This is a genomic window from Pseudomonas sp. (assembly GCF_049653025.1).
Lineage (GTDB): Bacteria > Pseudomonadota > Gammaproteobacteria > Pseudomonadales > Pseudomonadaceae > Aquipseudomonas.
The window spans coordinates 340,401-353,348 of sequence record NZ_JBASFM010000006.1; the positions used below are offsets into that span (position 1 = coordinate 340,401).

General features: G+C 62.8%; 15 protein-coding genes. 9 read left to right on the top strand and 6 right to left on the bottom strand.

Annotated elements, in window-relative coordinates; genetic code table 11:
• Positions 1 to 121 precede the first annotated feature (121 nt).
• A complete protein-coding gene (gene mtnA / locus WBK23_RS04625) occupies positions 122 to 1,198 on the bottom strand; it encodes an S-methyl-5-thioribose-1-phosphate isomerase (protein WP_424482797.1) in 1,077 nt (358 codons plus the stop codon).
• A 150-nt stretch (positions 1,199 to 1,348) separates the two neighbouring features.
• On the opposite strand from mtnA, the gene WBK23_RS04630 reads away from it, so the two are divergent.
• The 5 genes from WBK23_RS04630 to WBK23_RS04650 all read left to right on the top strand — a co-directional run bounded on the left by WBK23_RS04630 (position 1,349) and on the right by WBK23_RS04650 (position 6,117).
• Positions 1,349 to 2,668 (top strand): TRZ/ATZ family hydrolase, encoded by a 1,320-nt coding sequence (locus WBK23_RS04630; protein WP_424482798.1) that lies wholly within the window; start codon positions 1,349 to 1,351, stop codon positions 2,666 to 2,668.
• A 137-nt stretch (positions 2,669 to 2,805) separates the two neighbouring features.
• Positions 2,806 to 3,504, top strand: coding sequence for a bifunctional 2-polyprenyl-6-hydroxyphenol methylase/3-demethylubiquinol 3-O-methyltransferase UbiG (gene ubiG / locus WBK23_RS04635; RefSeq protein WP_424482799.1), 699 nt, complete (start codon positions 2,806 to 2,808; stop codon positions 3,502 to 3,504).
• Positions 3,504 to 4,175, top strand: coding sequence for an N-acetylmuramic acid 6-phosphate phosphatase MupP (gene mupP, locus WBK23_RS04640; RefSeq protein ID WP_424482800.1), 672 nt, complete (start codon positions 3,504 to 3,506; stop codon positions 4,173 to 4,175). Before ubiG ends, mupP begins: the two co-directional genes overlap by 1 nt.
• A gap of 58 nt (positions 4,176 to 4,233) precedes the next feature.
• Entirely contained in the window at positions 4,234 to 4,974 is a 741-nt protein-coding gene (locus WBK23_RS04645; RefSeq protein ID WP_424482801.1) for a YciK family oxidoreductase, read from the top strand.
• Positions 4,975 to 5,190: 216 nt separating this feature from the next.
• A complete protein-coding gene (locus tag WBK23_RS04650) occupies positions 5,191 to 6,117 on the top strand; it encodes a GGDEF domain-containing protein (protein ID WP_424482802.1) in 927 nt (308 codons plus the stop codon).
• 60 nt (positions 6,118 to 6,177) lie between these two features.
• Here the strand turns inward: WBK23_RS04650 and rluB are convergent, their stop codons facing one another.
• The 5 genes from rluB to WBK23_RS04675 all read right to left on the bottom strand — a co-directional run bounded on the left by rluB (position 6,178) and on the right by WBK23_RS04675 (position 10,808).
• The gene (gene rluB, locus WBK23_RS04655) at positions 6,178 to 7,374 is read right to left on the bottom strand and encodes a 23S rRNA pseudouridine(2605) synthase RluB (protein WP_424482803.1); all 1,197 of its coding nucleotides are present in this window, start codon (positions 7,372 to 7,374) and stop codon (positions 6,178 to 6,180) included.
• Between the two features lie 165 nt (positions 7,375 to 7,539).
• Positions 7,540 to 8,343, bottom strand: a complete 804-nt coding sequence (gene scpB, locus WBK23_RS04660) for an SMC-Scp complex subunit ScpB (protein ID WP_424482804.1) — start codon at positions 8,341 to 8,343, stop codon at positions 7,540 to 7,542.
• A 2-nt stretch (positions 8,344 to 8,345) separates the two neighbouring features.
• Positions 8,346 to 9,044: a segregation and condensation protein A gene (locus WBK23_RS04665; RefSeq protein WP_424483288.1), complete on the bottom strand. Its 699-nt coding sequence runs from the start codon at positions 9,042 to 9,044 to the stop codon at positions 8,346 to 8,348.
• Positions 9,045 to 9,301: 257 nt separating this feature from the next.
• Complete coding sequence (locus WBK23_RS04670; protein WP_424483289.1) at positions 9,302 to 9,931, bottom strand: L-threonylcarbamoyladenylate synthase; 630 nt, start codon at positions 9,929 to 9,931, stop codon at positions 9,302 to 9,304.
• 13 nt (positions 9,932 to 9,944) lie between these two features.
• Positions 9,945 to 10,808 carry a PHP domain-containing protein gene (locus WBK23_RS04675; RefSeq protein ID WP_424482805.1) on the bottom strand — a complete coding sequence of 288 codons (864 nt, stop codon included), beginning with the start codon at positions 10,806 to 10,808 and terminating at the stop codon, positions 9,945 to 9,947.
• A 150-nt stretch (positions 10,809 to 10,958) separates the two neighbouring features.
• Between WBK23_RS04675 and WBK23_RS04680 the strand changes: the two genes are divergently transcribed.
• The 4 genes from WBK23_RS04680 to WBK23_RS04695 all read left to right on the top strand — a co-directional run bounded on the left by WBK23_RS04680 (position 10,959) and on the right by WBK23_RS04695 (position 12,927).
• On the top strand, positions 10,959 to 11,258 hold the full coding sequence (locus WBK23_RS04680) for a YciI family protein (RefSeq protein ID WP_424482806.1): 300 nt from the start codon (positions 10,959 to 10,961) through the stop codon (positions 11,256 to 11,258).
• Between the two features lie 56 nt (positions 11,259 to 11,314).
• Positions 11,315 to 11,716, top strand: a complete 402-nt coding sequence (locus WBK23_RS04685) for a translation initiation factor 2 (RefSeq protein ID WP_424482807.1) — start codon at positions 11,315 to 11,317, stop codon at positions 11,714 to 11,716.
• A gap of 3 nt (positions 11,717 to 11,719) precedes the next feature.
• Complete coding sequence (locus WBK23_RS04690) at positions 11,720 to 12,397, top strand: response regulator transcription factor (RefSeq protein WP_424482808.1); 678 nt, start codon at positions 11,720 to 11,722, stop codon at positions 12,395 to 12,397.
• A 119-nt stretch (positions 12,398 to 12,516) separates the two neighbouring features.
• Positions 12,517 to 12,927: a Spy/CpxP family protein refolding chaperone gene (locus WBK23_RS04695; protein ID WP_424482809.1), complete on the top strand. Its 411-nt coding sequence runs from the start codon at positions 12,517 to 12,519 to the stop codon at positions 12,925 to 12,927.
• Positions 12,928 to 12,948 lie beyond the last annotated feature (21 nt).

Genomic DNA, 12,948 nt, shown 5'->3' on the forward strand with positions numbered 1-12,948 from the left:
TGAAAGCAGCCTCGGAATGCTCATGTACAACTCGTACACTGCGCTTCCTCGGCTGTTTTCGCCTTGCCTAGCCTTCGCTCGCTACGTTTTCAACGGCCTGCCGTGCGCGAAATAGACAAACTCAGTGCAGACGCTTGCGGCACATCAATTTCGCCATCTTCTCGGCATCCGGACGATCGATCACGCCCTTTTCGGTAACGAGAAAATCGATCAGGTCCGCCGGCGTCACATCGAACACCGGATTTAGCGCCTCGATTCCGTCAGCCATACGCTTGCCGCCCAATTCGAGCAGCTCGCTGGCGTCACGCTCCTCCAACACGATGTCATCGCCATGCTCCATGACCATGTCGATGGTCGAACTGGGCGCCACCACCATAAAGCGCACACCGTGGTGCATGGCATTCACCGCCAGTTGGTAGGTGCCGATCTTGTTGGCCACATCGCCATTGGCGGCGATGCGGTCGGCCCCGACTATGACCCAGGTGATGCCACGGGTTTTCATCAGATGGGCAGCCGCCGAATCGGCATTGACCGTGACTGGAATACCGTCCGCAGCCAGCTCCCAAGCGGTCAAACGCGAGCCTTGCAGCCAGGGCCGGGTTTCATCGGCATACACCCGTTCGACCAAGCCATCCAGGTACGCCGCACGAATCACTCCCAGCGCTGTGCCGAAGCCACCCGTGGCGAGCGCCCCGGCATTGCAGTGAGTGAGCAGATTCTGCTGGTTGCCCTGGTGTTTGCGGATCAAGTCGAGACCGAGCTGAGCCATGGTCAGGTTGGCTTCGCGATCGCTCTGATGAATGCCGACGGCTTCGGCCTCCAGCAGCGCCAGCGGATTGTCGTGACTCTTGAGCCGATCAAGCCGCTCACGCATGCGGTTGAGCGCCCAGAACAGATTGACCGCCGTCGGCCGCGAGGCAGCCAGCAGGTCGAAATCCGTCTGCAGTGCCGCTCGCCAGTCGCCGCCTTCCTGCAGACGAGCCCTTACAGCCAGGACAATCGCATAGGCCGCGCTGATGCCGATGGCCGGCGCGCCACGCACCACCATGCTGCGAATCGCCTCGGCCACATCCGCCGCCGAGTGGTAGCTCAGCCAGGTTTCCTCGAAAGGCAGCGCGCGCTGATCAAGCAGGTGCAGAGCGCCATCACGCCATTCAATGGCCTTGACCTTCTCTGCCGCTAGCAATTGCTCGCGCATCACACACCTCCACCGGAAAAAGCCGGCCATTATACGCACACAGCCCCGCGCATCGCGCCAGCAGCCCGCCACTTAAGGCGTGTGCAGCTTCAAGCCTAGGGCGTTCCCCTATAAACTCGCCACCTAATTACCACCTGCGGAAGTACCACCATGCCCCAAGCCCCACTCGACCTGCTACTGCTGCCCACTTGGCTGGTGCCGGTCGAACCCGCTGGCGTGGTGCTGCTGGAGCATGGCCTGGGCATCCGTGACGGGCGTATCGTACTGATCGCCCCGCGCAACGAAGCGCTCAAGCACACAGCCTTACAGGTATTGGAGCTGCCCGGCCGCCTGCTCACACCGGGCCTGGTCAACGCCCACGGCCACGCGGCGATGACCCTGTTTCGCGGCCTAGCCGATGATCTGCCACTGATGACCTGGCTGGAAAAGCACATCTGGCCGGCCGAGGCCAAATGGGTCAACGAGCAGTTCGTGCAGGACGGCACCGAGCTGGCCATCGCCGAACAGCTCAAGGGCGGCATCACCTGCTTCTCCGACATGTACTTCTTTCCGGAAATGGCCAGCCAGCTGGTACACAGCAGCGGTATCCGCGCGCAGATCACCATTCCGGTGCTGGATTTCCCGATTCCCGGCGCCCGCGACGCTGACGAAGCGCTGCGCAAGGGCCTGAACCTATTCGACGACCTCAAGCACCATCCACGCCTGAGCGTGGCCTTCGGCCCGCACGCGCCCTATACGGTGAGCGACGACAAGCTGGAAACCATCCGCATGCTCGCCGAAGAGCTGGACGCAGGCATTCATATGCACGTGCACGAAACCGCCTTCGAAGTGCAGCAGAGCCTGGAGCAACGTGGCGAGCGGCCACTGGCTCGACTGGCGCGCCTCGACCTGCTCGGCCCGCGCTTCCAGGCCGTGCACATGACCCAGATAAATGACGAAGACCTGGCCCTGCTGGTGGAAAGCAACAGCAGCGTGATCCATTGCCCGGAGTCCAACCTCAAGCTGGCCAGCGGCTTCTGCCCAGTGGAAAAGCTCTGGCAAGCCGGCGTTAACGTCGCCATCGGCACCGATGGCGCGGCGAGCAATAACGATCTCGACCTGCTCGGCGAAACCCGCACCGCTGCCCTGCTGGCCAAGGCGGTTGCCGGTTCTGCCACCGCCCTGGACGCTCACCGCGCACTGCGCATGGCCACGCTCAATGGCGCCCGCGCGCTCGGCCTGGATGAGCAGATCGGCTCGCTGGAACTGGGCAAGGCTGCGGATATGGCAGTGTTCAACCTCAACGGCCTGGCCCAGCAACCGGTCTACGACCCGGTCTCGCAGCTGATCTACGCCGGCGGCCGCGCTTGCGTCGAACACCTGTGGGTTGGCGGCAAACAATTGCTCGACGGCGGCCACCTGACGCGCATGGACGAACAACGGATCATCGCCAACGCCCGCGCCTGGGGGGCGAAAATCGCCGCTAAATAACCGCAAGCCCAGAGAATGCGGGAACTGCGACAAACTGACATACATTGGACGCACAACAGGCGTCCAATCCACCCGGCGAAACTGGCAACATAAGCGCCTTGCGCCCACTCTCGCCGCAGCCTGAATCAGGGATTTATATGAGCAACGTCGACCACGCCGAAATCGCCAAATTCGAAGCCCTCGCCCATCGCTGGTGGGACCGCGAAAGCGAATTCAAGCCGCTGCACGACATCAACCCATTACGAGTCAACTGGATCGACGAGCGCGTAGGCCTGGCCGGCAAGAAGGTACTGGACGTCGGCTGCGGCGGCGGCATCCTCAGCGAATCCATGGCTCAGCGTGGCGCTAACGTCACCGGCATCGACATGGGCGAAGCGCCGTTAGCCGTAGCCCAGCTGCACCAGCTGGAATCCGGCGTCAGCGTCGAGTACCGGCAGATCACCGCCGAAGCCCTGGCCGAGGAGATGCCTGAGCAGTTCGATGTGGTCACCTGCCTGGAAATGCTCGAGCACGTGCCCGACCCGGCGTCGGTGATCCGCGCCTGCTACCGCATGGTCAAGCCTGGCGGTCAGGTGTTCTTCTCCACCATCAACCGCAACCCCAAGGCCTATATGTTCGCCATCATCGGGGCCGAGTACCTGATGCGCCTGCTGCCACGCGGCACCCATGACTTCAAGAAGTTCATTCGCCCATCGGAACTGGGTGCCTGGAGCCGCGAGGCGGGCCTGCAGGTCAAGGACATCATCGGCCTGACCTACAACCCACTGAGCAAACGCTACAAGCTGGAAGCCGATGTCGACGTCAACTACATGATCCAGACTCTCAAGGAGGCGTGATGCGCTTGCGCGCGGTTCTATTCGATATGGACGGCACCCTGCTCGACAGCGCGCCGGACTTTATCGCCATCTGCCAGGCCATGCGTGCCGAGCGCGGCCTGCCGCCGATTGCCGACAAGCTGATCCGCGATCAGGTGTCCGGCGGCGCGCGCGCCATGGTCGCCGCCAACTTCGCCATGAGCCCCGATACTGAAGGCTTCGAAGCCCTGCGCCTGGAATTTCTCGAGCGCTATCAGGATCACTGTGCGGTACTCACCAAGCCCTTCGACGGCATAAATGAGCTGCTGGATGAGATCGAACAGGCCAAGTTGACCTGGGGCGTGGCGACCAACAAGCCGGTGCGCTATGCCGAGCCAATCATGCAGCAACTCGGCCTCGCGAGCCGCTCGGCAGTGCTGGTCTGCCCAGACCACGTCAGCCGCAGCAAGCCCGACCCGGAGATGATCCTGCTGGCCTGCGCGAAAATCGGCGTGGAGCCGGCTGCCACCCTGTTTGTTGGCGATGACGAGCGCGATATCGAAGCCGGCCGCGCCGCCGGCTGCAAGACCGCAGCCGTCACCTACGGCTATATCCACCCACAAGACAACCCGCGCAACTGGGGTGCCGACGTGGTGGTCGATCACCCGCTGGAACTGCGCGACGTGCTCGAACGCGCCCTGTGCGGCTGCTGAAGACTGCTTGCCGGGCGCGCACCGCCGCCGCCCGCTTTTGAATTAATGAGGTTTACCCATGCATGACTATTCCGCCCGCCCCGACCTGCTCAAGGGCCGCGTGATCCTGGTGACCGGTGCCGGGCGCGGCATTGGCGCAACCGCCGCCAAGACCTTCGCCGCCCATGGCGCAACGGTGCTGCTGCTGGGCAAGACCGAAGCCAACCTCAGCCAGGTGTATGACGCCATCGAAGCCGCCGGCCACCCGCAGGCCGCTGTGATCCCGTTCAACCTGGAAACCGCCCTGCCGCACCAGTACGACGAACTGGCGGCGATGATCGAAGCCGAATTCGGCAAGCTCGACGGCGTGCTGCACAACGCCTCGATCATCGGCCCGCGCACGCCGCTGGAGCAGCTATCCGGCGACAACTTCATGCGCGTCATGCAGATCAACGTCAACGCCATGTTTATGCTCACCAGCACCCTACTGCCGCTGCTCAAACTGTCGGACGACGCCTCGGTGGTGTTCACCTCCAGCAGCGTCGGGCGCAAGGGCCGCGCCTACTGGGGTGCCTATGCGGTGTCGAAGTTCGCCACCGAGGGCCTGATGCAGGTACTCGCGGATGAAGTCGACGGCATCAGCAACGTGCGCGCCAACAGCGTCAACCCGGGTGCCACCCGCACCGATATGCGCGCCCAGGCCTACCCCGGCGAAAACCCGGCGAACAACCCGCTGCCCGAGGCGATCATGCCGGTCTACCTGTACCTGATGGGCCCGGACAGCACGGGCGTCAATGGTCAGGCATTTGACGCGCAGTAAGCACTGCACATGGCCGCCGGTTTTCCGGCGGCCAGTGTTTTAACTGGCATCAGATTGCCAGCAGTCACGCCAGTTAACCGGCAAATATTTGCCGCCCCGCCGCAGCACAACCATCTAAGCACATGAAATAAAAGCAATTTTAGTGCTAATCAGAGATTGGCACGAAATTCGCTCTACACCTGTTGTCGTCGCGTATCGCGCTAGAGGTAGAGCTTCATGGCCCCGCACAACCAGTCCAACACCATCGATTTCGACGCTGCAAAATTGCAGCGTCTCGGCTATGCCGGCCGCCTGCAGAAAACCCTGAAGCCGGTCAGCCTGGCGCAATTGCGTCAACAGCTGAGCCTGCGCCTGCAAACCTCGCTGGAAGCCGAGCGCATCCTCGAGTTGTTCTTCGGCGAAGTGCAGCGCCTGGTGCCACTGAATGCCTTGAGCTACCAACTGGCGTCTTGCGATCTGCGTCTGGATCTCGGCGAGCGCGCCAATCACTCGGCCGGCTACCGCCTCAGCCACGATGGCGAATACCTCGGTGAACTGACCTTCCGCCGCAACCAGCGCTTCAGCGAAGACGAGCTTGGCCAGCTTGAGTCGCTGCTTGCCAGCCTGCTCTTCCCACTGCGTAACGCCCTGCTCTACCGCGCGGCGCTGCAGACAGCACTGCGCGACCCGCTGACCGAAACCGGCAACCGCATCGCCATGGAACAGACCCTCAAGCGCGAAGTGGACATCGCCCGGCGCAACCTGCAGCCGCTGTCGGTGCTGATGGTGGATATCGACCACTTCAAGCGCATCAACGACAGCCACGGCCACCTGGTCGGCGATCAGGCGCTCAAGGCCGTTGCCACTGCGCTGAAAGACAGCCTGCGCAACGTCGACATGGTGTTTCGCTACGGCGGCGAAGAATTCGTGGTGCTGCTCTCCAGCACCAGCCGCGAAGCTGCCTCGATGGTCGGCGAGCGCCTGCGCATGGCGGTACTCGGCGTCCAGTACCTAGTGGAGAATCGCGCCATCGAGCTGTCGATCAGCCTCGGCTGCGCCAGCCTGCTGCCGGGTGAATCCATGGACAGCCTGCTGCGCCGCGCCGACAGCGCGCTATACGTATCCAAGCGTGATGGCCGCAATCGGTTGTCAATGGCCGGGTAAAACCAGCACGCACAAAAAAGGCGACCCGAGGGTCGCCTTTTTTACGTCCAGCGAAATGGCTTACTCCGGCTTAGGACCACGACCGAAGCCTGGGCGCTGACCTTCACGGCTCGGCTGGCTGCGACGTTTGACCGGCGCACCGGCCGGCTTGCGCGACGGGCGCTCGCTCAGCTCGACGCCAGGACGCTGCGCACCCGGCTTGGCCGGACGCTTCTTGTTGACGTCACGCGGACGCTCGGCAACCGGTGTGCCCTTGCTCTGATCGGCGCGCGGCGCACGTGGGGTGCGCACTGGACGCTCGCCACGCTCATCACCTTCGCCACGCGCAGGGCGCGAACGGCCCTGATCGCCAGCCGCTGCTGGGCTGCCACCGTGGGCCGGACGCAGGGTCCGCTCAGGACGCGCGGCGCGCCCCACCGGCTTGGCCGATTTGCGCTGCAGACGGTCGATCTTGTCGCGGGCTTTTTCCTTCATATCCGGCAAGGCCACCGGCTTGAGGCCGACTTCTTCGCTAAGGATGTCCACTTCGCGCTGACTCATTTCGCGCCAGCGGCCCATGGTCAGGTCGGAGGTGATAAATACCGGACCGAAACGCACACGCTTCAGACGGCTGACCACCAGGCCCTGGGACTCCCACAGGCGGCGCACTTCACGGTTGCGGCCTTCCATCACCACGCAGTGGTACCAATGGTTGAAGCCTTCGCCGCCCGGTGCTTCTTTGATGTCGGTGAACTTGGCCGGGCCGTCTTCGAGCATCACGCCGGCTTTCAGGCGCTCGATCATCTCTTCGTCGACTTCGCCACGCACACGTACCGCGTACTCGCGGTCCATCTGGTAGGACGGGTGCATCAGGCGGTTGGCCAGCTCACCGTCGGTGGTGAACATCAGCAGACCGGTGGTGTTGATGTCGAGTCGACCGATATTGATCCAGCGGCCATCTTTCGGCCGTGGCAGGCGATCGAACACGGTCGGGCGGCCTTCCGGGTCATCACGGGTGCAGATCTCGCCTTCGGGTTTGTTGTAGATGATCACGCGACGCACGCTTTCGGCGGCTTCTTCGCGGCGGATCACCTTGCCATCGACGGCAATCGCATCGTGCAGGTCGACACGCACGCCGAGGCTGGCGACTGCGCCATTGACCTTGACCCGGCCAGCGGTGATCCAGGCTTCGATTTCACGGCGCGAAGCCAGGCCCATGCGCGCCATGACTTTCTGCAGTTTCTCACCTGCTGGGGTGTATTCTTCGGATTCACTCATCTGGGCACCTCCCGGTGTTTTCTCTGGTGATGGACGACTCAGGGTCGTCGAAGGGCCGCGGAGCATACGCGAAACGCAGCCTATTAGCACGGATTGAGGCTAGCCGGCAGACGAGCGACCGTCAGCCTTTACGACAACCGGCACCTCGGGGCACGCCTGGCCAGCTCAATCGCGGTGCCACTCTTCCTCGTCCGCCTCGGGCAACTGCTCGCCCTGCGCATCGTCCTCAGCGCGCTCATCAACCAGCTCTGGCAGATCATCGAAGTCGGTCTTCAAGCCCTGCTCCATGGTATCGAGCTCCGCCAGCAGGCTGCTGAAGCTGGTTTCTTCACCAACCTCCGGCGCAGGCTCATCGGCCAACGCCATATCGGCACGCGCCTGCAGGCTGGCCGGGGCCTCCAGATCGTCCTCGAAGGCCAGCACCGGTTCCGGCTCCAGCTCGCGCAGCGCGGCCAGGGTTGGCAGCTCGTCGAGGTTTTTCAGGTTGAAGTGATCGAGGAACAGCCGTGTGGTGGCGAACATCGCCGGTTTGCCCGGCACATCGCGGTAACCGACCACACGAATCCACTCGCGCTCCAGCAGCGTTTTGACGATATGGCTGTTGACCGCCACGCCGCGCACATCCTCAATCTCGCCGCGGGTGATCGGCTGGCGGTAGGCGATCAGCGCCAGGGTTTCCAGCATGGCGCGCGAGTAGCGCTGCGGGCGTTCTTCCCACAGCCGGCCGACCCAGGGCGCGTAACGCTCGCGCACCTGCAGACGATAACCTGAGGCCACCTCCTTGAGTTCGAAAGCACGTCCCTCGCAGGATTTGCCTAGATGGGCCAAGGCCTTTTTGAACACCGTAGGTTCCGGCCGCTCGGCCTCCTCGAACAGCTCAAACAGCCGCTCCAACGATTGCGGCTTGCCAGAGGCCAGGAGAAACGCCTCAAGCAGGCTGGCCAGTTCACGCGGTTCGTTCAGATTCATGCTTATTCAGCTCGCGCACGCACATGGATTGGCCCGAAGGCCTCGTTCTGTACCAGTTCGACCAAGGATTCCTTGATCAACTCGAGTACCGCCATAAAGGTCACCACCACGCCCAGCTTGCCTTCGTCCGCCCTGAACAGCGCAGCAAAGGGCACAAAAGCGCCACCCTTGAGCCGCTCCAGCACCTCGCTCATGCGCTCGCGGGTCGACAGCGCTTCGCGGGTCACCTGGTGGCTTTCGAACATGTCGGCGCGGCGCAGCACCTCGGCCATCGACAGCAGCAGCTCTTCCAGGCTGACATCCGGCAGCAGCTTGCGCGCCCGCGCCTCGGGGGCATCCAGGCGCGGCACAGTTAGATCACGGCCGACCCGGGTCAAACCATCGATGCCCTCGGCGGCGGCCTTGTAGCGTTCGTACTCTTGCAGGCGGCGAATCAGTTCGGCGCGCGGGTCGTCTTCCTCGACCTCGGCTTCGCTGGAACGCGGCAGCAGCATGCGCGACTTGATCTCGGCGAGCATGGCGGCCATCACCAGGTACTCGGCGGCCAACTCCAAGCGCACAGACTGCATCAACTCGACATAGCCCATGTACTGTTTGGTGATTTCCGCCACGGGGATATCCAGCACGTCGATGTTCTGCTTGCGAATCAGGTACAGCAGCAGGTCCAGCGGGCCTTCGAAGGCTTCGAGAAACACTTCCAGGGCATCCGGCGGGATATACAGGTCCAACGGCATTTCGGTCACCGCCTGGCCGTATACCAAGGCAAACGGCAACTCCTGCTGGGCGTGGGCCTGATCCTGGGGATGGGTATCGGAGGTTTCCTGGGGCACGCCGGACATGTTCGCTCTCACAAGGGGTTCAGCGATGATTCAGGCCAAAGGCGCGCAGCCGACGAGGCGCAGCGACACGGCTGGTAGCGTTTCAGCTGAAAAATCGAGGGGGCCGATTATAGCCAGGATCAGGAGGCATCCGTAAAAGGCGACGGATCACCGCAGCCGACCCGGAACACCTCCGGCTCATCGTCGACCAGGCTGACCACGGTGGAAGCCTCCAGGCCGCCAAAGCCGCCGTCGATGATCAGGTCGACCTGATGCTCGAGGATCTGCCGCATCTCGTAAGGGTCGCTCATCGGCAAGGCTTCACCGGGCATGATCAGGCTGACGCTCATCAGCGGCTCACCGAGTTCTTCGAGCAGGGCCATGGCAATCGGATGGCTGGGCACGCGCAGGCCGATGGTGCGGCGCTTGGGGTGCAGCAACATGCGCGGCACTTCGCGGGTGGCGCTGAGAATAAAGGTGTACGGCCCAGGGGTATGACTCTTGAGCAGACGAAACGCCGCTGTATCGACCTTGGCAAAGGTGCTGAGCTGCGACAGGTCGCGGCAAACCAGGGTGAAGTTGTGTTTGTCGTCCAGCTGACGCAGACGGCGAATGCGCTCCACCGCGCCCTTGTCGCCAATATGGCAGCCGATTGCGTAGGAGGAGTCGGTCGGATAGATCACCACCCCACCGCTGCGGATGATCTCCACGGCCTGTTTGATCAGGCGCGCCTGTGGGTTTTCCGGATGAATCTGGAAGAATTGGCTCACGCTGAGGCCCTGGTCAACTTGCAGTAGGCTGTTGGACATGTTGAAACCGTGCCCACAAGGGCGGTAGATCCTCGGGAACCGGGCGATAGACGCCCAGCTCAGACCACTGGCCCGGCGCATGGAAATCACTGCCCGCAGTGACGAACATGCCGAACTCCCTCGCCAGAATCGCCAGACTGCCGACCTGATCGGCCGGCTGCATGCCGTTGACCACCTCCAGCGAGTGCCCACCGGCACCGACGAAATCGGCGATCAACTTGCGTCGTTTACTCCGAGTAAAGTCGTACTGCCAAGGATGCGCCAGGCTAACCCAGGCCCCAGCCCGGCGCAGGGTATCCACCGCCTGGGCCAGCTCCGGCCAATGCTGCTTCACATCGCCCAACTTGCCCGAGCCCAGCCACTTGCGAAACGCCTCGGCGCGGTCCTTCACATAACCGCTGCGCACCATAAAATCGGCGAAGTGCGGGCGCGCAGGCGCATTGCCGCTGTCGCCCAGCTCCTGCTGTATCGCGCGCGCGCCTTCCAGAGCGCCCGGCATGCCTTTGCTTTCCAAGCGTTTGGAAATTTCCGCCGCTCGCAGCCAGCGGCCGTCATGCAGCTCGCTAATTGCCTGCTGCAAGGCCGGGGCGTCACGATTGAAGGCATAACCCAGCACATGGATGGTCGCCCCACCCCAGGTGCAGGACAGCTCAATGCCATTGACCAGTTGCATGCCCAGGGCCGCGGCTGCGGCGTGCGCCTCATCCAGCCCCTCAAGGGTGTCGTGATCGGTCAGCGCCAGCATCCGCACGCCCCGTTCGTGCGCTCGCGCCACCACCAAAGCGGGCGCGAGCGCACCATCTGAGGCAGTGCTGTGGCAATGCAAATCAACGTCCATAGGGGCACTTTCCGAGTCATTTATGTTTGTTATTATGCCGGCAGATATGGATTCTTGCTGGCTTACGCCAGTATTTCCTCGACTTTGCCTGACCAGACTGCTTTTCTCCCCTGGCCGCGGCCCATGCCACCGACCTTATTAAGGATAGAGATGCTCTACGCGATCATTGCCACCGATGTGGAAAACTCCCTGGAAAACCGCCTGAACGCCCGCCCGGCGCACCTCGCACGCCTGGAACAACTGAAAAGCGAAGGCCGCCTGATCCTCGCCGGCCCGCACCCGGCCATCGACAGCAATGATCCAGGTCCTGCTGGTTTTTCTGGCAGCCTGATCGTCGCCGAGTTCGAATCCCTGCAAGCCGCCAAACAATGGGCCGATGCCGATCCTTACCGCGCCGCCGGGGTGTATGCCTCGGTACTGGTAAAACCGTTCAAACTGGTCTTGCCTTGACCCCATAAGCCCCCGCTGCACACGCCATAACAACAATTACAAAAATAGGAGTTCCGATGCGCCCAGGCCCGCTGTTTCTACTCTTGACCCTGTGCTTGCCGGCGGCCGTTCAGGCCGAAGAAAGCCCCACCCCGCCGCTGGCAGAAGCCACCTCGGCGCAGACCCAGATCGACGAATTGGAAGAGCGCCTGGCATTCAGCGAAGCGCAGCGCGAAGCCTTGAGTTCCGAGCTGCAAAACAGCGTAGGCGAGCGTGAAACCGTGCAATTGCAGCGCCTGCGCCAGGACAACCAGCGCCTCAAACTGCAACTGAAGAAAACCCAGGCCAGCGCCCCGCAACCACTGGTCAGCGAACAACAAACCTGGTTCGCCATCGGCGCAGGTGCCGGGCTGCTCGGGGTGATTATCGGAGCCCTACTGCGCCGCGGCCGACGCTCACGCAGCGAGTGGCTCAACTGACCCATGAGTGCCTTGCTGCTAATCGACGACGATATCGAACTGTGCGAATTGCTGACCAGCTGGCTGACCCAGGAAGGTTTCCAAGTCAGCGCCTGCCATGACGGCGGCAGCGCCCGCCGCGCCCTTGCCAGCCACACCCCGGACGCAGTAGTGCTGGATGTGATGCTGCCCGATGGCAGCGGCCTGGAACTGCTCAAACAGCTGCGCAGCGATCACCCGGAACTGCCAGTGCTGATGCTATCGGCCCGCGGCGAACCGCTGGACCGCATTCTCGGCCTGGAACTGGGTGCCGACGACTACCTGGCCAAGCCCTGCGACCCCCGCGAGCTGACCGCCCGCCTGCGCGCCGTATTGCGCCGCAGCCTGCCAGTTGCAACGTCCAGCCAGCTCGACCTGGGCGACCTGCACTACAGCCAGGCCCGTGGCATTGTCACCTTGGGCGAGCTGGAAGTGCTCCTCACCCTCTCGGAAAGCCGCATTCTCGAAGCCTTGCTGCGCCACCCTGGCGAGCCTGTCGATAAGCAGGAGCTGGCGCAACTGGCGCTGGGCCGCAAGTTGACCCTGTACGACCGCAGCCTGGATATGCACGTCAGCAACCTGCGCAAAAAGCTCGGCCCACACGCCGATGGCCGCCAGCGCATCCTGGCCCTGCGTAGCCGCGGCTACTACTACAGCGTCTGAGTAAATCTGCTCAGCCGCGCTCTTTACCTAAGCTTTACCTTGGCCTGACTGCCCTTGACCTTGACCGCCCTAGACTGGGCTCATCCGGTGTTTACCGGTTTCAGACAAGGAGACACACCATGCGCAAGACCCTTACCGCAGTACTGCTCGCCATGACCCTGCCAACCCTGGCTATGGCCATGCCCGAAGGCGGCCCACGCCATGGCGGCGGCGAGCACGGTTCCCGCATGTTCAAAGAGCTCGACCTGAGCAAAGAGCAGCACCGCGATATCCGCAAACTGATGGGCGAGCAGATGAAGGGCCGCCACGAAATCACCCAGCGCTACCTGGACAAACTGCCGGCCGCCGAGCAGAAAGCCATGCAGGACGAATTGAAGGCTGCCAAGGACAAACAGCACAGCGCCATCCGCGCCCTGCTCAAGCCCGAGCAACAAAAGGCCTTCGACGAGCACCAGAAGAAGATGGAAGAGCGTCGCGCCGAACATGCTGCATTCAAAGCCTGGCAAGCTGAACAGGCGAAGAAAAACTAAGCCGACACCCCTGTAGGCCTA

Bases quoted from the DNA above. Each gene is read 5' to 3' on its own strand.
- WBK23_RS04695 (WP_424482809.1), top strand. From the start codon at position 12,517: ATGCGCAAGACCCTTACCGCAGTACTGCTCGCCATGACCCTGCCAACC.
- WBK23_RS04690 (WP_424482808.1), top strand. From the start codon at position 11,720: ATGAGTGCCTTGCTGCTAATCGACGACGATATCGAACTGTGCGAATTG.
- WBK23_RS04680 (WP_424482806.1), top strand. From the start codon at position 10,959: ATGCTCTACGCGATCATTGCCACCGATGTGGAAAACTCCCTGGAAAAC.
- WBK23_RS04675 (WP_424482805.1), bottom strand. From the start codon at position 10,808: ATGGACGTTGATTTGCATTGCCACAGCACTGCCTCAGATGGTGCGCTC.
- rluB (WP_424482803.1), bottom strand. From the start codon at position 7,374: ATGAGTGAATCCGAAGAATACACCCCAGCAGGTGAGAAACTGCAGAAA.
- WBK23_RS04645 (WP_424482801.1), top strand. From the start codon at position 4,234: ATGCATGACTATTCCGCCCGCCCCGACCTGCTCAAGGGCCGCGTGATC.
- mtnA (WP_424482797.1), bottom strand. From the start codon at position 1,198: ATGCGCGAGCAATTGCTAGCGGCAGAGAAGGTCAAGGCCATTGAATGG.
- WBK23_RS04630 (WP_424482798.1), top strand. From the start codon at position 1,349: ATGCCCCAAGCCCCACTCGACCTGCTACTGCTGCCCACTTGGCTGGTG.
- ubiG (WP_424482799.1), top strand. From the start codon at position 2,806: ATGAGCAACGTCGACCACGCCGAAATCGCCAAATTCGAAGCCCTCGCC.
- mupP (WP_424482800.1), top strand. From the start codon at position 3,504: ATGCGCTTGCGCGCGGTTCTATTCGATATGGACGGCACCCTGCTCGAC.
- WBK23_RS04650 (WP_424482802.1), top strand. From the start codon at position 5,191: ATGGCCCCGCACAACCAGTCCAACACCATCGATTTCGACGCTGCAAAA.
- scpB (WP_424482804.1), bottom strand. From the start codon at position 8,343: ATGAATCTGAACGAACCGCGTGAACTGGCCAGCCTGCTTGAGGCGTTT.
- WBK23_RS04685 (WP_424482807.1), top strand. From the start codon at position 11,315: ATGCGCCCAGGCCCGCTGTTTCTACTCTTGACCCTGTGCTTGCCGGCG.